The 24,351-nt window shown below is 65.8% G+C and carries 19 protein-coding genes; 12 read left to right on the plus strand and 7 right to left on the minus strand.

The window, feature by feature from the left end; all coding sequences use genetic code 11:
* The first annotated feature begins 72 nt into the window (after positions 1–72).
* The 11 genes from H9639_RS02000 (at position 73) to secG (ending at position 12,062) form a co-directional block, all read left to right on the plus strand.
* Positions 73–768 (plus strand): HAD hydrolase-like protein, encoded by a 696-nt coding sequence (locus H9639_RS02000; protein WP_318241948.1) that lies wholly within the window; start codon positions 73–75, stop codon positions 766–768.
* Entirely contained in the window at positions 755–1,423 is a 669-nt protein-coding gene (locus H9639_RS02005) for a lysophospholipid acyltransferase family protein (RefSeq protein WP_191806459.1), read from the plus strand. The genes H9639_RS02000 and H9639_RS02005 overlap by 14 nt, the downstream gene beginning before the upstream one ends.
* 1,159 nt (positions 1,424–2,582) lie before the next feature.
* Complete coding sequence (gene uvrC, locus H9639_RS02010) at positions 2,583–4,604, plus strand: excinuclease ABC subunit UvrC (protein WP_191806460.1); 2,022 nt, start codon at positions 2,583–2,585, stop codon at positions 4,602–4,604.
* Positions 4,605–4,724: 120 nt separating this feature from the next.
* A complete protein-coding gene (rapZ, locus tag H9639_RS02015) occupies positions 4,725–5,624 on the plus strand; it encodes an RNase adapter RapZ (protein WP_191806461.1) in 900 nt (299 codons plus the stop codon).
* A complete protein-coding gene (locus H9639_RS02020; protein WP_191806462.1) occupies positions 5,625–6,650 on the plus strand; it encodes a gluconeogenesis factor YvcK family protein in 1,026 nt (341 codons plus the stop codon).
* Between the two features lie 10 nt (positions 6,651–6,660).
* Positions 6,661–7,641 (plus strand): DNA-binding protein WhiA, encoded by a 981-nt coding sequence (gene whiA, locus H9639_RS02025; RefSeq protein WP_191806463.1) that lies wholly within the window; start codon positions 6,661–6,663, stop codon positions 7,639–7,641.
* A 107-nt stretch (positions 7,642–7,748) separates the two neighbouring features.
* Entirely contained in the window at positions 7,749–8,375 is a 627-nt protein-coding gene (locus H9639_RS02030) for a superoxide dismutase (protein WP_191746655.1), read from the plus strand.
* 210 nt (positions 8,376–8,585) lie between these two features.
* Positions 8,586–9,590, plus strand: a complete 1,005-nt coding sequence (gene gap / locus H9639_RS02035) for a type I glyceraldehyde-3-phosphate dehydrogenase (RefSeq protein ID WP_191806464.1) — start codon at positions 8,586–8,588, stop codon at positions 9,588–9,590.
* 38 nt (positions 9,591–9,628) lie between these two features.
* Positions 9,629–10,855 carry a phosphoglycerate kinase gene (locus H9639_RS02040; RefSeq protein WP_191806465.1) on the plus strand — a complete coding sequence of 409 codons (1,227 nt, stop codon included), beginning with the start codon at positions 9,629–9,631 and terminating at the stop codon, positions 10,853–10,855.
* A gap of 86 nt (positions 10,856–10,941) precedes the next feature.
* Complete coding sequence (gene tpiA / locus H9639_RS02045; protein WP_191806466.1) at positions 10,942–11,757, plus strand: triose-phosphate isomerase; 816 nt, start codon at positions 10,942–10,944, stop codon at positions 11,755–11,757.
* Positions 11,758–11,810: 53 nt separating this feature from the next.
* Positions 11,811–12,062: a preprotein translocase subunit SecG gene (secG, locus tag H9639_RS02050; RefSeq protein WP_066297948.1), complete on the plus strand. Its 252-nt coding sequence runs from the start codon at positions 11,811–11,813 to the stop codon at positions 12,060–12,062.
* Between the two features lie 159 nt (positions 12,063–12,221).
* On the opposite strand, the gene pgl is transcribed toward secG, so the two are convergent.
* From pgl to tkt, 6 genes are read right to left on the minus strand one after another with little or no spacing between them, the layout of a single operon-like run.
* Complete coding sequence (pgl, locus tag H9639_RS02055; protein WP_191806467.1) at positions 12,222–13,025, minus strand: 6-phosphogluconolactonase; 804 nt, start codon at positions 13,023–13,025, stop codon at positions 12,222–12,224.
* Complete coding sequence (locus H9639_RS02060) at positions 13,022–13,957, minus strand: glucose-6-phosphate dehydrogenase assembly protein OpcA (protein ID WP_191806468.1); 936 nt, start codon at positions 13,955–13,957, stop codon at positions 13,022–13,024. Before H9639_RS02060 ends, pgl begins: the two co-directional genes overlap by 4 nt.
* Entirely contained in the window at positions 13,954–15,498 is a 1,545-nt protein-coding gene (gene zwf / locus H9639_RS02065) for a glucose-6-phosphate dehydrogenase (RefSeq protein ID WP_191806469.1), read from the minus strand. Before zwf ends, H9639_RS02060 begins: the two co-directional genes overlap by 4 nt.
* Positions 15,499–15,501: 3 nt before the next feature.
* Positions 15,502–17,124 carry a glucose-6-phosphate isomerase gene (locus tag H9639_RS02070; protein ID WP_191806470.1) on the minus strand — a complete coding sequence of 541 codons (1,623 nt, stop codon included), beginning with the start codon at positions 17,122–17,124 and terminating at the stop codon, positions 15,502–15,504.
* A 5-nt stretch (positions 17,125–17,129) separates the two neighbouring features.
* Positions 17,130–18,245 (minus strand): transaldolase, encoded by a 1,116-nt coding sequence (gene tal, locus H9639_RS02075; protein WP_191806471.1) that lies wholly within the window; start codon positions 18,243–18,245, stop codon positions 17,130–17,132.
* Between the two features lie 23 nt (positions 18,246–18,268).
* Positions 18,269–20,458: a transketolase gene (gene tkt, locus H9639_RS02080; RefSeq protein ID WP_191806472.1), complete on the minus strand. Its 2,190-nt coding sequence runs from the start codon at positions 20,456–20,458 to the stop codon at positions 18,269–18,271.
* Between the two features lie 448 nt (positions 20,459–20,906).
* Here tkt and H9639_RS02085 point away from each other — a divergent pair, with 448 nt between their 5' ends.
* Positions 20,907–21,803 (plus strand): heme o synthase, encoded by an 897-nt coding sequence (locus H9639_RS02085; protein ID WP_191806863.1) that lies wholly within the window; start codon positions 20,907–20,909, stop codon positions 21,801–21,803.
* A 1,523-nt stretch (positions 21,804–23,326) separates the two neighbouring features.
* On the opposite strand, the gene H9639_RS02090 is transcribed toward H9639_RS02085, so the two are convergent.
* Positions 23,327–24,346, minus strand: a complete 1,020-nt coding sequence (locus H9639_RS02090) for a COX15/CtaA family protein (protein WP_318241949.1) — start codon at positions 24,344–24,346, stop codon at positions 23,327–23,329.
* Between the last annotated feature and the right edge of the window lie 5 nt (positions 24,347–24,351).

Consider the following 24,351-nt stretch of genomic DNA (forward strand, 5'->3'; position numbering starts at 1 on the left):
AAAGTCCGCTGACATATTCCCGGGGCGTTATGCCTTTTTCGCCCCGGAGCGTCTCTGTGGGAAACTTGCCCGGTGATAGAACTCCGGCAACTGGTCCTGTTTGATCTTGATGGCACCCTCGTGGACCCCGCCGGAAGCATAACCGGCGGGATCAGCGCCGCCCTCGCCGCTTCCGGCCTGCCGGTGCCGTCCCCCGCGGATCTCCAGCAGATGGTCGGACCCCCGCTGGCCGAGTCCCTGACCCGCATCGCGGGCGTTCCCGCCGCGCAGCTCGACGACGTGATTGCCCGGTACCGCGCCGGATACCGGGAGACCGGCATGGCAGCCAGCCGCCCCTACCCGGGGATCCGGGCTGCGGTTCAGGAGCTGCGGGACGCGGGCTGCGTCGTCGCCGTCGCGACCCAGAAACCCGAGCCCACCGCCAAGGAACTCCTCCGCATCCAAAAGCTGGATGACCTGTTTGCCTCAGTCCACGGTTCTCCGGCCGATGAACGGACCGCGGCGAGCGACGGCAAAACCTCCATCATCAGGGCTGCCCTGGACCGGCACGCAGGATCGTATTCCTCGGCGGTCATGGTGGGGGACCGGCAGCATGATGTGCACGGCGCCGCCGCCAATAATATTCCCTGCATCGGTGTTGCGTGGGGTTTTGCAGCCGACGGCGAGCTCGAAGCCGCCGGGGCTGCCGCCGTCGTTACCTCAGCGCAGCAGCTGAAGGCTGCGGTGGCCGCTGCAGCGGGCCTGGCAGGTGCCCATGGCGCTCTATGACCTCACCCGTTCCAGCACCCGCGGTCTGATCAGCCTCTGCCGTCCCACCCTCACCGGACTTGAGAACGTGCCCACAACGGGTCCCTTCATCGTTGCTTCCAACCACCTTTCTTTCCTGGACAGTGTCCTGATCCAGGCCCTCATGCCGCGGCGGGTCGGTTTTTTCGCGAAAGCCGAGTACTTCACCACTCCCGGTCTCAAGGGCGCCGCCATGCGCAGCTTCTTCGAGAGCGTCGGCTCCATTCCGGTGGAACGGGGTCAGCAGGCGGCCAGTGTTGCCGCATTGAAATCGCTGCTTGACGTGCTCGAAACCGGCGGCGGGATCGGGATTTATCCCGAAGGAACCCGGTCCCGTGACGGGTTGCTCTACCGTGGCCGCACCGGCGTCGGCTGGCTGGCACTCACTTCCGGGGCACCTGTCGTCCCCGTTGGCCTGATTGGCACGGAGCGTTTGCAGCCGGCCGGTAAGAAATGGGTCAAACCGCGGCCCTTCACCATGTCTGTAGGGCGGCCCCTGTACTTCCAGAAGACCGGGCCCGGGCATGCTCTGCCGGAACGGCGGCGCGTCACGGACCAGGTGATGGACGCCATTGCCGAGCTTTCCGGTCAGGAGCGCGTCGGCACCTACAACCAGAACAAGCCCGACGGCGCCTGAGCCACGGCTGTCTTAACGGCGCGGTTGCTGCGGCACGGCCGCCTGGGTTCCAAACCGGCCGCCAAGCTTCCCAGTGAGCGTGTCCGGTTTGGCTGCTGTGAACCCAGTGGCCCCACTGGACACACTCAGTGGGAACCGCGGGGTCGTCCTTCGAGGTTTGGCTCGGGTCCTGCGCAGGCCCGCAGCTCTCGCTGGGCAGCGCCGAATCGTGAACCGACACGGGTTCCCAGTCTTTGTCTACGGGTGTGGCTCGTGTGACCCCACCAGCCACGGGAGGCTACAGACAGTGGGAACCCGTGTCGCCGCCGGGTGAATTACGGGGTGCAGAAGGCCAAACGGGGGATGCAGCTACGGTCCAGGCCCACGGTTCCCAGTGAGTGTGCCGGGTGGGGCTGCTGTGACCCCAGTGGCCCCACTGTGCACAGTCGGTGGGAACCGCGGTCGTCCTTCGCGGTTCGGCACGGCACCGGAACGGGCCGCACCCCTCGCTGGGCAGGTCCGCCTCGTGGGCCGACACGGGTTCCCAGTCTTTGTCTACGGGTGTGACTCGTGTGACCCCACCAGTCACGGGAGGCTACAAACAGTGGGAACCCGTGTCGCCGCCGGGTGAATTCCGGGGTGCAGTAGGCCAGGCGGGGGTGCAGCTACGGTCCAGGCCCACGGTTCCCAGTGACCGTGCCGGATGGGGCTGCTGTGACCCCACTGGCCCCACTGGCCCCACTCGGTGGGAACCGCGGTCGTGCGGTCGTCCTTCGCGGTTCGGCTCGGCTCCTGCGCAGCTCTCGCTGGACACGCGCCGTCTCGTGGACCGACACGGGTTCCCAGTCTTTGTCTACGGGTGTGGCTCGTGTGACCCCACCAGCCACGGGAGGCTACATACAGTGGGAACCCGTGTCGCCGCCGGGTGACCGATCGGACCTGACCCGCCCGGCTCCCGTTCCCGCCCCCACCCGATTCCCGGTCCTTCCGCCCGGCCCCCGCCCGGTCCTTCCGCCCCGCCAGCCCCGCCCGGTCCCTCGCGCGACCGCCCCCAGTCTTCCCCCGCCCCGTGTCTCCGCGGGCGCCCGCCCAACACTGTCCGTCGCTCCAGCTTTTAGCGGGCGGCGAAACCGCCCGCGGGCGTCCGGCGGCAGGCTGGCACCCGCCTTAGGATGGGAAAGTGGCAGATCCAGCAACTTACCGGCCCCGGCCCGGGGAAATACCGACGGAACCCGGTGTGTACCGGTTCCGGGATGAACACCGCCGGGTCATCTACGTGGGCAAGGCCAAGAACCTGCGCTCCCGGCTGAACTCCTATTTCGCCAACCCGCGGCAGCTGCTGCCCAAAACCCGGACCATGGTTTTCACCGCCACCAGCGTGGAGTGGACGGTTGTTGGCACCGAGCTGGAGGCCCTGCAGCTCGAGTACACCTGGATCAAGGAATTCAGTCCCCGGTTCAACATCATGTTCCGGGATGACAAGTCCTACCCGTACCTTGCCGTCACCATGGGGGAGAAGTATCCCCGCGCCCAGGTGATGCGCGGTGAGCGCCGGAAAGACACCCGGTACTTCGGACCGTTCTACCCGGCTAAGGCAATCCGTGAAACGCTTGACACCCTGCTGCGGGTCTTCCCGGTCCGCACCTGCAGTGCCGGGGTGTTCAAGCGGGCCGAACGCACCGGCCGCCCGTGCCTGCTGGGATACATCGACAAGTGCTCCGCGCCATGTGTCGGGCGGATCAGCCCCGAAGACCACCGTGCCCTGGCCGCCGAGCTGTGTGCCTTTATGTCGGGGGACAGCAAACGGTTCATCCAGGATCTGGAAAAGCAGATGCAGCATGCCGTCGCTGAACTGGACTATGAATCAGCGGCCCGCCTCCGCGACGACATTTCAGCGCTGCGGAAGGTCTTCGAACGAAACTCGGTAGTCCTGTCCGAGGACACCGACGCCGACATCTTCGGGCTCGTCCAGGACGAACTGGAAGCTTCGGTCCAGGTTTTCCACGTCCGCGGCGGCCGGATCCGCGGCCAGCGCGGCTGGGTCGTGGAAAAGGTGGAAGACATGGACACCGGCGACATCGTGGAACACCTGCTGCAGCAGGTCTACGGCGAGGCGGCCATGGCCGATAGCATCCCGCGGCATGTCCTGGTTCCGGTGCTGCCGGAGAACTCAGAAGAGCTGCAGGTCTGGCTGCGGGGACTGCGCGGCTCCAAGGTGAAGATCTCGGTTCCCCAGCGCGGAGACAAAAAGACGCTGTTGGAAACCGTCACGCGGAACGCCGAGGACGCCATGCGCCTGCACAAGAGCCGCCGTGCCGGGGACCTGACCACGCGGTCCGCTGCACTCTCCGAGCTTCAGGAAGCCCTGGAGATCCCGGTACCCCTGCTGCGCATTGAGTGCTACGACATCTCCCATGTGCAGGGCACCAACGTGGTGGCGTCCATGGTGGTGGCGGAGGACGGTCTGATGAAGAAATCCGACTACCGCCGCTTCTCGATCACCGGTGACGCCGCCCGGGACGACACCGCGTCCATGTATGACGTGATCTCCCGCCGCTTCAAGCACTATCTGGCAGACAACTTCGATCCGGCGGCCGCCGTGCCCGACGCCGATTCCGGGACCTCTCCGGAGCCGCAGCCGGAACCGGAGGACCGGCAGGCGGGTGAACCGGTGGCGGACACCCTGACGGCGGCGCCGAAGGCAAAGTTTGCCTATCCGCCCAACCTGGTAGTGGTCGACGGCGGCAAGCCCCAGGTCACGGCCGCGTCCCGGGCACTTGCTGACCTGGGGATCACCGACGTTTACGTCGTGGGACTTGCTAAGCGGTTGGAGGAGGTCTGGGTGCCGGAGAGTGACTTCCCCGTCATCCTGCCCCGTTCCTCCGAAGCGCTGTTCCTGCTCCAGCGCATCCGGGATGAAGCACACCGCTTTGCCATCACCTTCCACCGCCAGAAGCGGGGCAAGTCCATGACCGCCTCGGCGCTGGATAACGTCCCCGGTTTGGGTCCGGCCAAGCAGAAGGCCTTAATTAAGCACTTCGGTTCAGTGCGCAGGCTCAAGCAGGCCACCACCGGCGAGCTGATGGAGGTGCCCGGCATCGGCCCGGCGATGGCGTCCGTGATCCAGTCTTCCCTGGCCGGCAACGGCGCTGAGACAGCGCCGGCCGTCAACATGGCCACCGGCGAAATCATCGAATCTTAGCTAGGCTGGGGACAGCCGGTGCACGGCGGCCCAATGGCCGTCCCGGCCTGCGGAGCTGCAACGGCACAGCAGGGAAAAGGCACGGGCAATAGTTGGCTGACTGACGGGACACAGAAGAACATGACAGAAGTGGACGGGCTGCAAAGCGTCAAGCCTGCCGAGTCCGAACTGCTGGTTGTCACCGGCATGTCCGGCGCCGGGCGAACCACCGCAGCCAACGCCCTCGAGGACCACGGCTGGTACGTCGTGGAAAACCTTCCGCCGTTGATGCTCGGCACGCTTACCGAGCTCGTGTCGAGGATGCCGCATTCCATCCCCAAGCTTGCCGTGGTGATCGATGTCCGCAGCAAGGAACTCTTCCAGGACATCCGGGAGGCCCTGGGCAATCTCCGTGCTGCCGGCGTCACCTACCGGATGCTGTTCCTCGAAGCCTCGGACCAGGCCCTGGTCCAGCGCTTCGAAAGCGGACGCCGCCCGCACCCGCTGCAGGAAGACGGCAGAATCCTGGAGGGAATCGCTGCCGAGCGTGACGTCCTGCGTGAGCTGCGCGATGCCTCGGACGTCATCGTGGACACCTCCAAGCTCAACGTCCATGCCCTCGCCACCACCATTACCGAACTTTTCACCGAACACGGCCCGATTGTGCTGCGCTTGAACGTGATGAGCTTTGGGTTTAAGTACGGTCTTCCGGTGGACGCGAACTTCGTCGCCGACGTCCGGTTCATTCCCAACCCGCACTGGGTTCCGCAGCTTCGTCCGCACACCGGCCAGGACGCCGAGGTGCGCGACTACGTCCTGGGAGCCCAAGGCACCGCCGAATTCCTGGACCGCTACGTGGATGCCCTGGTGCCCGTCATCGACGGATACCGGCGGGAAAACAAGCATTACGCTACGATCGCCGTCGGCTGCACCGGCGGAAAGCACCGTTCCGTGGCTGTCACCGAGGAGCTGGCTAAGCGGCTGGCGAAGCTGCCGCACGTCACCGTCAGCGCCCACCACCGCGATCTTGGGCGCGAGTAGGTGGGATTTCTCACCGGCCCCATCCCGATCCTCCCCGAAGGCGGAACCCTCCGGCCCCCGGGCGGAGGCAAGTCCCCGGCGGTCGTGGCGCTGGGCGGCGGGCATGGGCTGTCCGCGTCCCTCTCCGCGCTGCGCCTGCTGACCACCGATCTGACCGCCGTCGTTACGGTTGCCGACAACGGCGGGTCCTCCGGCCGGCTGCGCGATGAACTCGATGTGTTGCCGCCCGGCGACCTGCGGATGGCGCTGTCAGCGCTCTGCGACGACACCGACTGGGGACGCACGTGGCGGGACGTGATGCAGCACCGTTTCCATTCCCGTCCCGGTGTGGACGGTGCCCTGGATAACCACGCGCTGGGGAACCTGCTGATCGTCACCCTGTGGGAGCTGCTCGGCGACCCGGTGGCGGGGCTCCAGTGGGCCGGAGCGCTGCTGGGTGCGCGGGGCCAGGTGCTGCCCATGTCCACGGTGCCGCTGACCATCGAAGGCGACGTCCTGCGCATGACAGACTCCGGACTCCGGCACGAGACCGTCACCGGTCAGGCGGAACTCGCCGTCGCCGGCACCCTGTCCAACGTCCTCAACGTCCGCCTGCTGCCCCCGGACGCGCCTGCGTGCACCGAAGCAGTCTCGGCGATACGGCGTGCGGACTGGGTGATCCTGGGGCCCGGCTCCTGGTACACCTCGGTCCTGCCGCACCTGCTGCTTCCCGAAATGCGCGAGGCGCTCTGCGCTACCAAGGCCCGGCGGTGCCTGACAATGAACCTCAGCAACGAAACCAAAGAGACTTCGGGGATGACCGCCGTCGACCATCTCCAGGTCATCCGCCGCTATGCGCCCGGATTCAAGGTGGACGTGGTGCTGGCAGACCCGGCGGTGGTGGAAGACCGCGAGGCCTTCGCTGCGGCGGCTGCCGAGATGGGGGCCCGTCCGGTCTTCGGTAAGGTAGGGGCAGCGGCCGGGCGGCCGATCCATGATCCGCTGCGTCTGGCGGCCGCCTATCACGATATTTTCGGGGAAAGCTAGGAGTGTATTTGTGGCGCTGACTGCTGCAGTCAAAGAGGAACTCTCACGTTTGACCGTGAAGAAGGCCTCAGTTCGAAAAGCCGAAGTTTCGGCAATGCTGCGCTTTGCAGGAGGTCTTCACATCATTTCGGGCCGCATCGTCATCGAAGCCGAGGTGGACCTCGCTTCGACGGCCCGGCGGCTGCGTGCGGCGATTGCGGAGGTTTATGGCCACGCCAGTGACATCGTTGTGGTGACCGGCTCCGGGCTGCGGCGCGGAAACCGCTACGTGGTGCGCGTGGTCAAGGACGGTGAGTCCCTGGCCCGCCAGACCGGGCTGCTGGATGCCCGGGGGAGGCCGGTCCGCGGGCTGCCCTCCGTCGTCGTGAACGGCTCCGCGGCCGACGCCGAGGCTGTCTGGCGCGGAGCGTTCCTGGCCCACGGTTCCCTGACCGAACCCGGACGTTCCTCTTCCCTGGAGGTCACCTGCCCGGGACCGGAGGCTGCCCTGGCCCTGGTGGGCGCTGCCCGCCGGATCGGCATTGCAGCCAAAGCCCGGGAAGTCCGCGGTGTGGACCGCGTGGTGATCCGCGACGGGGACACCATCGCCGCCCTGCTGACCCGCATGGGTGCCCATGACGCACTGATGGTCTGGGAAGAGCGGCGGATGCGCAAGGAAGTCCGTGCCACCGCCAACCGCCTGGCCAATTTCGACGACGCGAATCTGCGCCGCTCGGCGCAGGCGGCTGTGGCCGCCGGTGCCCGGGTGGAGCGCGCACTGGAGATCCTCGGGGAGGACGTGCCCGAGCACCTGCGCTATGCGGGCGAGCTGCGAGTAGGGCACAAACAGGCCAGCCTGGACGAACTCGGACGTCTGGCGGACCCGCCCATGACGAAGGACGCCATTGCCGGCCGGATCCGGCGTCTTTTGGCCATGGCGGACAAACGTGCCGGTGAGCTGGGAATCCCAGGCACCGAGGCCAACGTGACCCCCGAAATGCTTGACCAGTAGTCTCCCGCATAGGATGGGCTAAGGGTGCTGACTTGTTCAGCACCGATGAGCTTCCGGATGGAAAAGCCACCCGGATAAATGGATCCGACAATCAACGGAGGATTTTCGTGAACGAATACACACTGCCTGAGCTGCCGTATGACTACGCTGCGCTGGAACCGCACATCTCTGCGCGCATCATGGAGCTGCATCACAGCAAGCACCACGCCACCTACGTGGCCGGCGCCAACACCGCCCTGGCACAGATGGCAGAAGCGCGGGAAAAGGGCGAGTTCGGCACCATCCCGAAGCTCTCCAAGGACCTCGCGTTCCACCTCGGTGGACACACGAACCACTCCATCTTCTGGAACAACCTCTCCCCGGAGGGCGGCGACAAGCCCGTCGGCGAACTCGCAGCAGCCATCGACGACTTCTTCGGCTCCTTCGATGCCTTCCGCGGCCAGTTCACGGCGGCAGCGAACTCCCTGCAGGGCTCCGGCTGGGCCATCCTGGCCTACGAACCCCTCGGCGGAAACCTGGTCATCGAGCAGCTTTACGACCAGCAGGGCAACATCCCCGTTGGAACCATTCCGCTGCTGATGCTGGATATGTGGGAGCACGCCTTCTATCTGGACTACGTCAACGTCAAGGCTGACTACGTCAAGGCATTCTGGAACATCGTTAACTGGGCCGACGTCGCAGCCCGCTTCGACGCTGCCCGCACCGGCGCATCGAAGCTGATCCTGCCCGCCTAATCACAGCTGGCAGACGCTTAAATGGGTGCCGCCGGTCACACACCGGCGGCACCAACGCGTAAGATGAAGCAACGGCTCATGCGGTGCCTGAAGGCATTCCGTGTGCCGGCGCAGGTCCGGTCCGCCGCTCCTGTGAAGTCAACTGAAGTGGCCTTTTCCCACTGAGGTCACTGATTCTCGAACCGACCCGCTATCAAGGAGAGAAGAAAAGTGACTACTCGAGTTGGAATCAACGGATTCGGGCGTATCGGACGCAACTACTTTCGGGCCGCACTGGAACAGAACGCCGACCTCGACATCGTTGCCGTCAATGATCTGACGAGCCCCGAGGCCCTGGCCCACCTGCTCAAATACGATTCCATTACCGGCCGTATCGGCTCCAGCGTGGAGGTTCAGGACGGCAACTTGGTGGTCGGCGGAAAAACCATCAAGGTCCTCGCGGAACGGGACCCCGCCAAACTCCCCTGGAAGGACCTGGGGGTGGACATCGTCATCGAGTCCACCGGGTTCTTCACCAAGGCCGACGATGCCCGCGCCCATCTGGAGGCCGGAGCCAAAAAGGTGCTGATCTCCGCCCCGGGCAAGGGCGTGGACCGCACAATCGTGATGGGTGTGAACGACAGCACCTACGATCCCGCAACCGACACCATCATCTCCAACGCCTCCTGCACCACCAACTGCCTTGCCCCGCTGGCGAAGGTGCTGCACGATGCGTTCGGCATTGAGTACGGCCTGATGACCACCGTCCATGCCTACACCGCGGATCAGAACCTGCAGGACGGGCCGCACCGCGACCTGCGCCGGGCGCGTGCCGCAGCGCTGAATATTGTGCCCACCAGCACGGGTGCCGCCAAGGCGATTGGCCTTGTGATCCCCGAACTCGACGGCAAGCTGGACGGCTTTGCGCTGCGGGTTCCCGTGCCCACCGGTTCCGTGACGGACCTGACGGTCACTGTGGGCAAGGAAGCCAGCGTCGACGCCATCAATGAGGCGTACAAGGCTGCCAGCGACGGACCCCTGAACGGGTATCTGCGTTACACGGATGAGCCCCTAGTGTCCTCCGACATCGTGACGGACCCGGCGTCGTGCATTTATGACTCCGGGCTGACCCGCGTTATGGGCAACGAGGTTAAGGTTGTTGGCTGGTATGACAACGAATGGGGCTATTCCTGCCGCCTGGTGGACCTCACCAAGCTCGTAGCCTCCAAGCTTTAGGCCCACCGCCCGCACGGCACAGATAAACAAAGGTAGACATGACAATCAAAACACTTGACGAACTGCTCAGCGACGGCGTTGACAACCGGTACGTACTTGTCCGCTCCGACCTGAACGTCCCGCTGGATGACGGCCGGGTTACCGACGACGGCCGCATCCGGGCCTCAATTCCGACCCTGCAGCTGCTGGTGGAGCGCGGTGCCAAGGTCATTGTCATGGCCCACCTCGGCCGGCCGAAGGGGCAGCCCGACGAAAAGTACAGCCTGCGCCCTGCAGTAGACCGCCTCGACGAACTGGCACCGTTTGCAGTCGAGTTCGCGGACGACGTGACCGGTCCCAGCGCCCGGGAGCGCGCGGCTGGCCTCGCCGCGGGCAGTGTCCTGGTGCTTCAGAACATCCGTTTTGATGCGCGGGAGACCTCCAAGGACGATGCGCAGCGGCAGGACCTGGCCCGTGAGCTGGCTTCCCTGACCGGGGACACCGGAGCATACGTTGACGACGCCTTTGGCGCCGTGCACCGCCGGCATGCCAGTGTCTACGACATCGCCGAAGTCCTTCCCGCGTACGAGGGGAACCTGGTGCGCTCGGAACTTGAGGTGCTGTCCCGTCTGACCACGGACCCGGCCAAGCCCTACGTAGTGGTCCTGGGCGGATCCAAGGTTTCGGACAAGCTTGCGGTGATTGAAAACCTCATGACCCGGGCCGACTACCTGCTGATCGGCGGCGGCATGGTTTACACCTTCCTCGCGGCCCAGGGTTACAAGGTGGGAGCGTCCCTGCTCGAGGAGGACCAGATCGACACCGTCAAGGACTACCTTTCCCGGGCGGAGGCGGCCGGCTGCCAGTTCGTGCTGCCTACCGACATCGTGGTGGCAGACAGGTTTGCGCCCGACGCCAAGCATGAGGTCGTCCCGGCATCATCCATTGAGAACAGCAGTTTTGGGGCCTCGGGAACCGGGCTGGACATCGGCCCCGAATCCGCAGCTGCCTTCAGTGACCGGATCCGATCGGGAGCCACGGTGTTCTGGAACGGGCCCATGGGCGTGTTCGAATTCGATGCCTTCGCGAACGGGACGAAGGCTGTGGCCGAAGGATTGAAGGCATGCTCCGGCCTCACGGTCGTGGGCGGCGGCGACTCAGCCGCAGCCGTGCGCAAGCTGGGCTTCGCCGACTCTGACTTCGGACATATCTCCACCGGTGGCGGTGCCAGCCTGGAATACCTCGAGGGCAAGGAACTCCCGGGCATCGCCGTCCTCGACAACTAACCATTTCGGGTCCGCCGGCAAAGGGCCGGCGGACCCGTTCCCATGTCCGCGCCAGGACACACTAACCAAACCGAACCGGAGCAGAGATGACAACCTCGACCAACGGCAAGTTCGACCGCACACCGCTGATCGCGGGCAACTGGAAAATGAACATGGACCATGTGCAGGGCATTACGCTGCTGCAGAAACTGGCTTGGACGCTCAGCGACGCCAAGCATGACTTCAGCCGGGTCGAAGTTGTGGTCTTCCCTCCGTTCACCGACCTGCGCAGCACCCAGACACTGGTCCAGGGGGACAAGCTCAAGGTCGCCTACGGCGCCCAGGATCTGTCGCCGGAGGATTCGGGCGCTTTCACCGGAGACATTTCCGGGCAGTTCCTGTCCCGCCTGGGCTGCAGCTACGTCCTGGTCGGCCACAGCGAACGCCGCAGCGTCCACGGCGAATCGGATGAACTGCTGAACTCCAAGCTCCGGGCAGCCTTCCGGAACAATCTCGTTCCGGTGCTCTGCGTCGGTGAAGGCCTGTCCGAGCGCCAGGCCGGCAACCACCTGCTCCACACCCTGGAGCAGGTGCGTAATGACCTGGCGGGATTGTCAGCTGAGGAAGTTTCCAGCCTGGTCATCGCCTACGAACCGGTCTGGGCTATCGGCACCGGCGAGGTAGCAGGGCCTGAGGACGCTCAGGAAATGTGCAGCACCATCCGCGCTGAGCTGGCGGACCTTTACGACGACGCCGTTGCCGCCAAGGTCCGGCTGCTCTACGGGGGATCGGTGAAAGCAGCGAATGCCGCGAGCATCCTCAAGGAGCGTGACGTTGACGGCGTGCTGGTTGGCGGTGCCAGTTTGGACGTAGCTGAATTTGCTAATATTGTCAGGTTCGAACAACACCTGGTGACCGACTGACCTGCGCAGCGGCAGCGTCTCCAATTCAATGTGTCACCCGTGAAAGGCCGTAAGTGGAAATTCTGAAGATCATCCTGCTGGTTCTGCTTGGCCTGACCAGCCTGCTGCTCACGTTCCTGATTCTTCTTCACAAGGGCCGCGGCGGTGGTATGTCGGACATGTTTGGCGGCGGCATGAGCACCAGCATGGGTTCTTCCGGAGTTGCTGAGAAGAACCTGAACCGCTTCACCGTTGTGCTTGGTCTCTCCTGGGGCCTGGTCATCATTGCGCTCGGCCTGATCCAGCGCTTCTCCGGCGAATCCTAGACCCGGCACCCAGAACCCGGCAGCTAAGGCCTGCAGCCAGGACCGGTGTCCTGGGCGGTGTCCTCAAACATAAAGAGTGGCCCCGGATCACTGATCCGGGGCCACTCTTTCTGCGTCTGACCGCACTGCTGGGCTTGTGGTGAACCGACGGGCGGAACCCTAGTTCCCCGACTCCAGCAGCCGTTCCGGAAGCTGCGAAGCAGCGGCCTGGTCCACCAGCCACCGGGTCTTGGCCCGGCCCTGCGCACCGGCAGCCGGGACCTGAACCTGGCCCGCCCCGGCCAACGCCAGGCCGACGGCTCCGGCCTTGTCCTCACCGGCAACCACCAGCCAGACCTCCTCAGCCGAATTGATGGCCTCCATGGTCAGGGAGACCCGCTCCGGCGGCGGCTTCGGTGCGTCGCGCACGGCCACCACGGTCTCACCGGTTGTCCGCACGCCCGCCATTTCCGGGAACAGTGAGGCGACGTGGGCATCCGGGCCCACGCCCAGGAGCAGGAGATCGAAGCGGGGGAGCCGGGGGTCGGTCTCGGCAAACCCTGCGGGCAGCTCTTCGGCCCCTGCGGCGGCGGCAAGGTCCGCAGCGTAAGCCGCAGCAGCCGCTTCGACGTCGGCAGCTGTGCCCGTGCCGGGAACCTCGTGGACCCGGGACGGGTCTACGCCCAGGGGTTCCAGCATTGCCCGCCATGCTGCCAGGGCGTTACGCTCCTCTGACTCTGCGGCAACAAACCGCTCGTCTCCCCACCAGAAGTTCACCCTGCGCCAGTCCACCGCGGTGCGCGCCGGCGCCGCAGCTACTGCAGCAAGCACCGCGATCCCGGCGGTGCCGCCGGTCAGTACCACGGTTGCTTCGCCCCGCCGGCTCTGCACGTCAACCAGTTTGGTGATCATGCGGCCCGCAGTCGCACTGCACAGGGCCTCGAAGTCGGGGTGGATGCTCACTCCGTTGGGGAAGTGCCTCATGCGTTAATCCGTTCCGGGCTCAGGCACGCTGCCAGTCCCTGCGTTAGTACTTCTCCGAATACCTCGTCAGGATCCAGCCGGCGCAGTTCTTCGGCCAGGCACTCGTGCAGGTTCCGCCGGGGAAGGGAAATCCGCTGCTCGGGCTGTCCCGGCTGGGTGAGGTAGGCCGTATTGCCGTCAGGACGGTACAACTCAATCACACCGGCGCCGCGTTCCAGCCGCACGCGCCGCATACCGCTGCCTGCTTTGTCCTCGATGATTTCCACCGGAACGTGGAGGGCGTTCTTCAGCCAGGCCGCCAGCAGGAACGTACTGGCGGAATCGGAGGCACCTTCAACGGTGATGGAGTTGATCCCGTTGGCACCGTTCTGCTCCAGCACAGCTGCCAGCTGGATCCGCCAATGCGTCAGCCGGGTCCAGCTCAGGTCCGTGTCGCCGGCCTGGTAGCTGCGGCTGAGGTCCAGCAGCGCCTGCTTGGGGTTGACCTCATTCGCAGCATCGGTGATGCGGCGGTGGGCGATCCGCCCCAGCGGTGTGGACGCCGCTGATTTGGGTACGCCGTGCGGCCACCACGCCACGATCGGTGCATCCGGCAGCAGCAGGGCCGAGACCAGGGACTCAGTCTCGGCAGCCAGTTCGCCGTAGCCGTAAAGCAGGATGACCTCCGAGGCGCCGGCGTCGCCGCCGACCCGGATCTGGGCATCCAGCCGGGACGGCTCATCCGGGGAGCCTGCCACCAGGACAATGATCCGGCAGGGGTGTTCCCGGCTGGCAGCATTGGCCGCTTCAATGGCTTCTTCCACGAAGTCCGGCTTGGCGACGATCACCAGGGTCAGGACGCGGCCCAGGGCCACCACACCGCCCTTGTCGCGCATGGCAACGATTTTCTTCGACACCTTGGAGGTGGTGGTGTCTGGCAGTTCAACGATCACGGCCTTCTCCAGGTCCTTCCGTCACGGGCGAGCAGTTCAGCAGCTGAGGGCGGGCCCCAGCTTCCTGGAGCGTAGGGTTCGGGCTGTTCATCCAGGGATGCCCAGTATTCCTCGAACGGATCCACGATCTTCCACGACAGCTCCACTTCTTCGTGCCGCGGGAACAGCGGTGGTTCACCGAGCAGCACGTCGAGGATGAGCCGTTCATAGGCCTCCGGGCTGGATTCCGTGAAGGAGTGACCGTAGCCGAAGTCCATGGAAACGTCGCGGACTTCCATCTGCGTTCCCGGCACCTTGGAACCGAACCGGATCGTGGCGCCTTCGTCCGGCTGGACGCGGATGACGACGGCGTTCTGCCCGAAGTCGTCCTCTTCATGGTCACGGAACAGGAGGTTCGGTGCCCGCTTGAAGACGACGGCGATCTCGGTGACACGGCGTCCCAGCCGTTTTCCTGCCCGCAGGTAGAACGGCACACCGGCCCAGCGTCTGGTGTTGATGTCCAGCCGGATCGCGGCAAACGTTTCGGTCTTGGACTCCGGGTTGAAGCCTTCTTCCTCCAGGAATCCGGTGACCTTTTCACCGCCCTGCCAGCCGCCCGTGTACTGTCCGCGGGCGGAATGCTTGGACAGGTCCTTGGGCAGCCGGACGGCAGCCAGCACCTTCTCCTTTTCCGCGCGCAGGTGTGCGGCGTCGAAGGAGATCGGCTCTTCCATGGCGGTGAGCGCCAGCAGCTGCAGCAGGTGGTTCTGGATTACGTCACGGGCAGCCCCGACGCCGTCGTAGTAGCCCGCGCGGCCGCCAATGCCGATGTCCTCGGCCATGGTGATCTGGACGTGGTCAACGTAGTTGGCGTTCCAGATCGGCTCGAAAAGCTGGTTGGCGAAGCGCAGCGCCAGGATGTTCTGGACTGTTTCCTTACCCAGGTAGTGGTCGATCCGGAAAACCGAGTCGGCGGGGAAGACCGCTTCAACCACTTCGTTCAGGTCCCGGGCAGACTGCAGGTCATGGCCGAACGGCTTTTCAATGACGACACGGCGCCACTGGCCCTCTGCCGAATCAGCCAGTCCGTGGCTGGAGAGCTGCTGGCAAACCTGCTCAAAGCTCTTCGGTGGAACCGAGAGGTAGAACGCCACGTTGCCGCGGGTGCCGCGCTTCTCGTCCAGTTCCTCAAGCGTGGTGCGGAGTTTGTCGAACGCCTGGTCGTCGTCGAAGCCGCCCTGCACAAACCGGATGCCTTCGACCAGCTGGTCCCAGACACTTTCGCTGAATGCGGTTCGCGAACCAGCCTGCACGGCCTCCTTCACGTAGGCCGTGAAGTCTGCGTCGCTCCATTCCCGCCGGCCGAATCCGACCATGGAGAAGCTGGGCGGAAGCAGACCTCGGTTGGCGAGGTCGTAGACCGCCGGAATGAGTTTCTTGCGTGCCAGGTCTCCGGTGACACCGAAGATCACCAGGGAGGAGGGACCCGCGATCCGGCTCAGCCGCCGGTCGCGCGGGTCCCGCAACGGGCTGGGGGAACCGTTGTCTTGCTCATGGGACATCTGTTAGTTACCGCCCTTGGCTAGTCCCTTGATGGTCTCCGTCAGCTGCGCGGCTCCCGCATTGCGGTCCAGCAGGTTCAGCCGCAGGACGGGACGCCCCTGGTCGACGAGCACCTGGGCGTCGCCGGCGGCCTGGGCCGCGATCAGCTCACCGAAGGTGAACGGCCGGCCGGGGATCGGCACGTCGCTGGCGGGCGCCCCGGTGATCTGCAGGTAGACGCCCTGCGCCGGGCCGCCCTTGTGGAACTGTCCGGTGGAGTGCAGGAAACGCGGTCCCCAGCCGAAAGTCACCGGACGGCCGGTCAGCTGCGCCAGTTCGGGCCGCAGCTGCTCCAGCGGGGCCTGGGCTGCCCGGTCCAGGTAGGCCTGGACGCTGAGGTAACCGTCTTCGCCGAGGTGCTGCAGGAGCGCACGGAGCGCGGCTTCCAGGGTGTCAGCCCCGCCGAGCAGCGCGGAATCCGCGCGGACCTCAATGCTGCCGTCAACAAACGACGGCGCTGCGGGCTTGGGCTGGGCATCGAGCAGGCCGCGGGCCGCCTTTTTGGCGGCTTCGACGTCGGGCTGGTCAAACGGGTTGATGCCCAGCAGGCGCCCGGCAACCGCCGTCGCGTACTCCCACAGCATCATCTGCGCGCCGAGGCTGCCGGAGACAACCACCTGGTTGCCCTCCGGCAGGGCCTCGGCGTCAGGTGCCGCGATCCGCACCACCAGAATGTCCGGCGCTCCGCTGAGGATCTCCGGTGCGCCAGGCTCAACCGCAACCGGGAGCAACCCCGTGCCAAGCTTGCCGGTGGATTCCGCGATGAGCTGTTCGGCCCAGTCCGGGAAACCGGCCAGCCCGGAACCTTCATCAACGATTACGATCTTGTTCCGCAGCGGATCCGTCCCGCCCAGGGCGGCACCGAGGGCGAGGCCGATGTTGTCCGCATCGTTGCCGCTGAGCATTTCCGCGGTGTCCTCAGCGGCGTCGAGCAGGGATTCGATATCCGCACCGGCCAGGCCGGAGGGCACGAGCCCGAACGCGGTCAGCGCCGAGTAACGTCCTCCGACGTTCGGATCGGCGTTGAAAACCGCGCGGTAGCCGGCTTCCCGCGCGGCACCGTCCAGGGGCGAGCCCGGATCGGTCACGACGACGATCCGTGACGCGGCATCGATTCCGGCCTTCGTGAACGCATCCTCAAACGCGCGCCGCTGGGAGTCGGTCTCCACGGTGGAGCCCGACTTGGAGGAAACCACGATCACGGTTCCCGCCAAATCTACGGCCAGGGCCGCAGCGACGGAGTCGGGATCGGTGGAGTCCAGGACCGTGAGGTCCACTCCATCGGTGCGGGTAATGACTTCCGGCGCCAGCGACGAACCGCCCATGCCGGCCAGGACCACGCGGGTGACCCCTTCAGCGGCGAGTTCGTCGCGCAGCGCGCGGATCTGTCCCAGCAGCGGCCGGGAGCTTTCCGAGGGGTTCAGCCAGCCAAGCCGGATGGCGGCTTCAGCTTCGGCATCCGGGCCCCACAGAGTGGGGTCCTGCGCGAGCAGCCGGGTGGCTACCTCATCGCGGACCAGTCCGGGGACCTTCGCTTCCACGGCATCGCGGGCGGCCCCGGCCGCTTCAAAGGACAGTGTTGTCATGATTCTTATGCCTCCCGTGCGCCGTTGAGCGCGGTGGATACGGTCTCGAGCAGCTCGCCCCAGGAGACGACGAACTTATCCAGGCCTTCGGCCTCAAGAAGTTCGACGACCTCGTTGTAGTCCACGCCCTGGCGGTCCAGTGCGTCGAGGAGGGCTGCGGACTCGGCGTAGGTGCCCGTGACGGTGTCACCGGTGACCTTGCCGTGGTCGGCAGTCGCCTCGAGGGTCTTCTCGGGCATCGTGTTGACGACGCCGGGAGCCACCAGTTCGGTGACGTACAAGGTGTCCGGCAGGGCCGGGTCCTTGACGCCGGTGGAGGCCCACAGCGGACGCTGGGCGTTGGCGCCGGCAGCTGCCAGTACCTGCCAGCGTTCGGTGGCGAAGGACTCTTCGAAGACCTGGTAGGCCAGGCGGGCGTTTGCGAGCCCGGCCTTGCCCTTGAGTGCCTTCGCTTCGTCCGAGCCGGCGGCGTCGAGCCGCTTGTCGATCTCTGCGTCCACCCGGGAGACGAAGAAGGAAGCCACCGAGTGGATGGTGGAGAGATCGTGGCCGTTTTCGCGGGCCTGCTCAATGCCCACCATGAACGCGTTGATGACCTCGCGGTAGCGCTGCAGCGAGAAGATCAGGGTGACGTTCACGCTGATACCGGCGGCAAGGACAGCCGAGATGGCCGGCAGGCCTTCCTGGGTGGCCGGGATCTTGATGAGGACGTTGCTGCGTCCCACCTTGTCGAAGAGTTCCTTTGCTTCGTTGATGGTGCCCTGGGTGTCACGGGAGAGGCGGGGGTCCACCTCGATCGAGACCCGGCCGTCAACACCGTTCGTTGCCGCGTAGACGGGGGCGAAGACGTCGCACGCCTGGATGACGTCGTCGGTGGTGATCTCGAAAACGGCCTTGTCGACGTCGGCGCCGCTGGCTGCCAGCTGCTGGACCTGGGCCGCGTAGGACTCGCCGTTGGCCAGGGCCGCGGCGAAGATGCTCGGGTTGGTGGTGACGCCGACGACGTTGCGCGAGGAGATCAGGTCCTTCAGCGAGCCGGAGGTGATCCTTTCGCGCGAGAGGTCGTCAAGCCAGATGGAGACTCCGGCCTCGGAGAGGGCGGCGGTAGGGGTGCAAGTCATTGGTGTGCTCCTTTTGTTCCGTTTTACTTCTGGTCGCCGGTCTTGGTGGACGCGGCGCCGGAAGGCGCGGCTGGTGTGCCGGCGGGTGCGGCGTCCTGGCCGCGGACGGCTGCCAGGGAATCGCGGGCGGCCTGGGCCACGGCGTCGGCGGTGATGCCGAACTCGTTGAACAGGGTCTTGTAGTCGGCGGAAGCGCCGAAGTGCTCCAGGGAAACCATGCGTCCGTTGTCGCCAACGAACTCGCGCCAGCCCTGGGCAATGCCGGCTTCAACCGAAACGCGTGCCTTGACGCCGCGGGGGAGGACCGATTCGCGGTAGTCCTCATCCTGGCGGTTGAACCACTCAACGCTGGGCATCGAAACGACGCGTGCTGCGATGCCTTCGGCGGCAAGGGCTTCGCGGGCGGCGACGGCCAGCTGGACCTCGGACCCGGTGCCGATCAGCACCACGTCAGGGGTGACGGCTTCGCCGCCGCGCACGGCCTCAGCCAGAACGTAACCGCCGCGGGCGGCACCTTCGGCGGAGCCAAAGGCAGCGGCGTCTGCCGTACCTTCACCGCGGTCCCAGGTGGGGACATTCTGGCGGGTCAGGACGATGCCTGCCGGGTTCTGGGTGTTTTCCAGGATGGTGCGCCAGGCCACGGCCACTTCGTTGGCGTCTGCGGGACGGACGACGTCGAGGCCCGGGATGGCCCGGAGCGAGGCCAGCTGCTCGACCGGCTGGTGCGTCGGTCCGTCTTCGCCGAGGCCGATCGAATCGTGCGTCCAGACGTAGATGGAGGGCACACCCATCAGGGCGCCGAGGCGGATGGCCGGACGCTGGTAATCGCTGAAGATCAGGAAGGTACCGGAGAAGGCCCGGGTGTTGCTGGCCATCGTGATGCCGTTGACGATCGCGGCGGCTGCGTGCTCCCGGATGCCGAAGTGCAGCACCCGGCCGTAGGGTCCGCCGGACCAGGTGCTGGTCTGCTTGCCCGCGGGGATGAAGGACGGTGCGCCTTCAATGGTGGTGTTGTTGGACTCGGCCAGGTCGGCTGAACCGCCCCACAGCTCCGGCAGTACCGGGCCGATGGCGCTCAGGACCTTGCCGGACGCGGCGCGGGTGGAAACATCCTTGCCGGCTTCGAATGCAGGCAGGGATTCTTCCCATCCGGCGGGCAGCTTGCCGGCCTGGATGCGTTCGAGCAGCTCTGCGGCCTCCGGGTTGGTTTCCTGCCAGGCGGTAAAGGCTTCATTCCAGAGGGCATGTTCCTTGGCGCCGCGGGAAACGGCTGCCCGGGCGTGCTCCAGGACGGCGGGGTCGACGTCGAAGGACTTCTCCGGGTCAAAGCCCATGGCTTCCTTGAGAGCGGCGACTTCGTCGCGGCCCAGGGCCGAACCGTGGATCTTGCCGGTGTTCTGCTTGTTGGGGGAGGGCCACCCGATGATGGTGCGCAGCGAGATGATCGAGGGACGCGAGGTCTCGGCTTTGGCGGCCGTCAGTGCCTCGTACAGGCCTGCCACGTCTTCCTTGTATTCGCCGCCGGCGGTCCAGTCCACGCGCTGGGTGTGCCAGCCGTAGGCTTCGTAGCGCTTCAGGACGTCTTCGGTGAAGGCGATGTCGGTGTCGTCTTCAATGGAGATGTGGTTCTCGTCGTAGATCACCACGAGGTTGCCCAGTTCCTGGTGGCCGGCCAGCGAGGAGGCCTCGGAGGTGACGCCTTCCTGGAGATCGCCGTCGGAGGCAATGACCCAGACAGTGTGGTCGAAGGGGCTCTCGCCGGCGGGAGCCTCGGCGTCGAGCATTCCGCGCAGGCGGCGCTGAGCGAAGGCGAAGCCGACGGCGGAGGCCAGGCCCTGCCCCAGCGGGCCGGTGGTGATTTCCACACCGTCCGTGTGCCGGTATTCAGGGTGGCCGGGAGTCTTGGAGCCCCAGGTCCGCAGTGCCTTCAGGTCATCGAGCTCCAGTCCGTAACCGGAGAGGAAGAGCTGGATGTAAAGGGTCAGGGAGGTGTGACCGGGGGAGAGGACAAAGCGGTCACGGCCGATCCAGTGCGGGTCGGCCGGGTCGTGGCGCATGAGCTTCTGGAACAGCAGGTAGGCTGCCGGAGCCAGGCTCATGGCAGTTCCGGGGTGTCCGTTGCCGACCTTTTCGACGGCGTCGGCAGCGAGGACCCGGATCGTGTCCACTGCCTTGCTGTCCGTCTCGGTCCAGGTCAGATTCTGCTCTTCCAAATGTGGCACGTTTACCGGGCCCTCTCTTTCGGGGATGACCGGCGCCTTGAGCACCGGAAGCCTTGTGCTGAGTCGTTACCGGACAATTGCGCTCTCCTGCTCATCCGCCGCCGCTTCGCGGGCTGCGTGCGGCTGGGCGGGGGGCGGCAGGCTCTGCGCTCCTCCTGCGGTGCCCGATGGCTCCGTTGGAATGTCCGCTCCAACCTTATCCCGAAGGGCCGGTCATTGGGCGTATCGTGACGGCCAACCACGTGTGATCCTGCCTGTGGGAAGCCGTCTTGGGTAACGTGTCCGCGGGAACGCGCTGCGGGCTTCGTTTTCTACAGGGGATAGAGGTTATGATGATCTCGGACTTTTCCGGCCCAGAGCAGGACCCTAGACAGGACTGAGTGATCTTTTCGTGAGTACGCAGCATGCCCCCGCCGAGATTCCGGTCTACACCGGAAAAATGAGCGCGGGCCGCAAGCTTCGGGCTTATGTTGCGCTGACGAAGCCGCGCGTCATTGAACTGCTGCTGGTCACCACTCTTCCCACCATGTTCTTCGCGCACGGCGGAATTCCGTCCGTCTGGCTGATGGTGGCAACCATGGTGGGCGGTGCGCTGGCTGCCGCCAGTGCCGGCGTCTTCAATTGCTACATTGACCGGGACATGGACCGGCTGATGCGCCGGACCGAGAAGCGTCCGCTGGTCACAGGTGAGGTGACACCGCGGGAGGCACTGGTCTTCGGCTGGGTGCTGGGCATCGTTTCGATTGCCCTTCTGTGGTTCGGCGCGAACCCCCTCACCGGCCTGCTGGGCCTCGGCGCCATTCTGCTCTACGTGGTCCTGTACACGCTGATCCTCAAGCGCCGCACCACCCAGAACATTGTCTGGGGCGGAGCTGCCGGCTGCATGCCGGTGCTGATCGCCTGGGCCGCCGTCACGAATACCGTGGAATGGCCGGCAATCATCCTGTTCATGGTGATCTTCCTCTGGACCCCGCCGCATTACTGGCCGCTGTCCATGAAGTACGGCGAGGACTACCGCAATGCCTCCGTTCCGATGCTCGGTGCCGTCGCCGGTGCCAAGCTGGTCTCGGTCCAGGTTGTGCTGTACGCGTACGCCACCGTGGTCTGCTCCCTGCTCCTGGTTCCCGTTGGCGGTGCCGGCTGGGTTTACACCATCGGTGCTGCTCTGAGCGGTATCTGGTTCCTCGCCGAGACCCACCGCCTACACGGCCGTGCCCAGCGCGGCGAGGTCAGCGACAAGTCGGCAATGAAGGTCTTCCACGGCTCCATCAGCTACCTCACGATCCTCTTCGTGGCCCTTGCCATCGATCCGTTCGTCGGCGGTCCGCTCTTCTAGTCTGCTTCGCTGCGTGGGGTGCGTGGGGGTGCCAGGGGGCGCCAGCCGTGAGCTGCCTCAGGTGGCTGCGTGCCGGTCCGTGACAGACCCTCCTGACGTTTCGTCTGACTCGCGGGTGACTTCACCGCCGATGCGCCTGGACGACCTGTAGGCCCCAGAACGGTGCTGGTACCCGTAGCTGTGACTCCCAAGAGGCGCGCCGCTGCTGGCGGACCCGGGGGAATCCGGTAGCCCGTATGCCGTCCGCCTCTTGGTGGCGGACCCGGGGGAATCCGGTAGCCCGTATGCCGTCCGCCTCTTGGTGGCGGACCCCGGGGGATCCGGTAGCTCCCAGCCTGGCCTGTTTCGCCCCAACCGCTACGGCGACACGCGTTCCCACTGTATGTATCCTCCTGAGGCTGGTGGGGTCACTCCAGCCCCAGGAGTGAACAAAGAGTGGGAACCCGTGTCGTGGGAACGCTTCCTGCCCAGGTCTCGCACTGTCTGCCCAGGTCCCGTATTGTCTGAGCGCTGTCTGGTGGCGTTCCGGCCCGGCGTCTGTGGCACTCATCCGGCAATCGCGGTCCACGCGGATCCACCGTTCCCACTGTATGTATCCTCCTGAGGCTGGTGGGGTCACTCCAGCCCCAGGAATGAACAAAGAGTGGGAACCCGTGTCGCGGGAACGATTCCTGTCCAGGTCCCGCGCTGTCGGCGCCCTGTCCGGTGGAGTTGCGGCCAGGCGTCTGCGGCCCCAGCATCGAACCGACAGCTGCCCCATCCGGCAGAATCACGCCCCACACGATCCGCGACACGCGTTCCCACTGTATGTATCCTCCTGAGGCTGGTGGGGTCACTCCAGCCCCAGGAGTGAACAAAGAGTGGGAACCCGTGTCGTGGGAACGCTTCCTGCCCAGGTCTCGCACTGTCTGCCCAGGTCCCGTATTGTCTGAGCGCTGTCTGGTGGCGTTCCGGCCCGGCGTCTGTGGCACTCATCCGGCAATCGCGGTCCACGCGGATCCACCGTTCCCACTCTCAGTTACAGGAGTAACCGAGAGTGACCCCACGGGCCACAGCAGTCACATTTAGTGGGAAATCTGGCACCCGACAGCTGGCACCCCGGGTCCAGCCCAGCCGCCCCCGACGCACCCATCCCCACAGCCCCCGCGCACCCATCCCCACTCGACGCCGGCACACGCACCCCATAGACACCAAAGGCCTCCCCGCAGACGCGGAGAGGCCTTTGGCAGCAATGTTCACAGGAAAGAGGTCGGCAAGCCGGTCACGCCGGTTCCGGTCGCTTCCAGCAGGTTCCGGCCGCCTCCGGCAGGGCCCAGCAGGTTCCGGCAGGGTCCAGCACGTTCCAGCCGCTTCCGGCAGGGCCCACCAGGTTCCAGCCGCTTCCGGCAGGGCCCACCAGGTTCCAGCCGCTTCCGGCCGGTTCCACCCGTGTCCAGCAGGTTCCAGCCGGACCAGCAGCTAGCCGCACCCCTCCGTCAGTGCCGCACAGACACCAAACCGGAAGGGAATTCAGCGGGTACAGGTTAGCCCCGGGCAGCTGCGCCGGAAACTTCAGCGCCGGAAACTGGCCCGCCGGAAACCGCAGCTCCGGCCACCGCGCCCGGAACCTTCCGGGAAAGACCGGTGTAGACGACGTGCGCCGCAGCAGCGGTCATCACCGAAGCGCCGAGCATGTGCAGTGCCACCAGGACGATCGGAAGGTGCAGGAAATGCTGCGTGTAGCCGATGACAGCCTGCGCCAGCAGGACCACCGCGAAGATCACCAGGGAGAGCCTCAGCCGGCGGTCGGCTCCGCGGCGGAACACGAGGTACAGGGCAACGGCGACGGCGAAAACGAGCAGGTAGACCGGAACCACGTGGAGGCGGGTCACCAGGTCGGAGTCGAGGTTGTTGCGGGCTGCGCCGTGGTCTCCGGCGTGCGGGCCGGACCCGGTAACAATAACGCCGAGGATAACCGTGATGGCGGACAGGACCGCAATCGCCCAGACCACCGGACGCAGGGTGCGCCCGGCCAGCGGTGCTGCGGCAGTATCGAGCCGCGAACGGCTCAGCCAGGCCCGGTTCACCAGGACCACGGCCACTGCGATGATGGCCATGGAAACGATAAAGTGCAGGCCCACCACCCAGGGGTTGAGGCCGGTCCACACGGTGATGCCGCCGATAACCGCCTGCGCCGGAATGCCGGCCAGGGCAGCCACCGAGAGCCAGAAGAGGTCCGGACGGGCCGAGCGTGCCTTCCAGACCGATGCCACCATCGCGAAGGCAATCGCCGCCAGGACAAAGGTCAGCAGCCGGTTACCGAACTCGATGATGCCGTGGACGCCCATTTCCGGCGTCGTGATCAGCGAATCAGGGGTGCACAGCGGCCATTCCGGGCAGCCGAGGCCGGAGGCCGTGAGACGCACGGCTCCGCCCGTAACGACGATGCCGATGTTGGCCACCAGGGTGGCGACCGCCAGGGACCGGACCAGGCGGCTGGTCGCGGGAACCAGGGACGACTCCGTATTTGGGGTGGCTGGGGCAGGTGCGGGTGTCTTCGGCACGGGGG

Origin of the sequence: Arthrobacter gallicola, from assembly GCF_014836775.1 — a bacterium.
Lineage (GTDB): Bacteria > Actinomycetota > Actinomycetes > Actinomycetales > Micrococcaceae > Arthrobacter_B > Arthrobacter_B gallicola.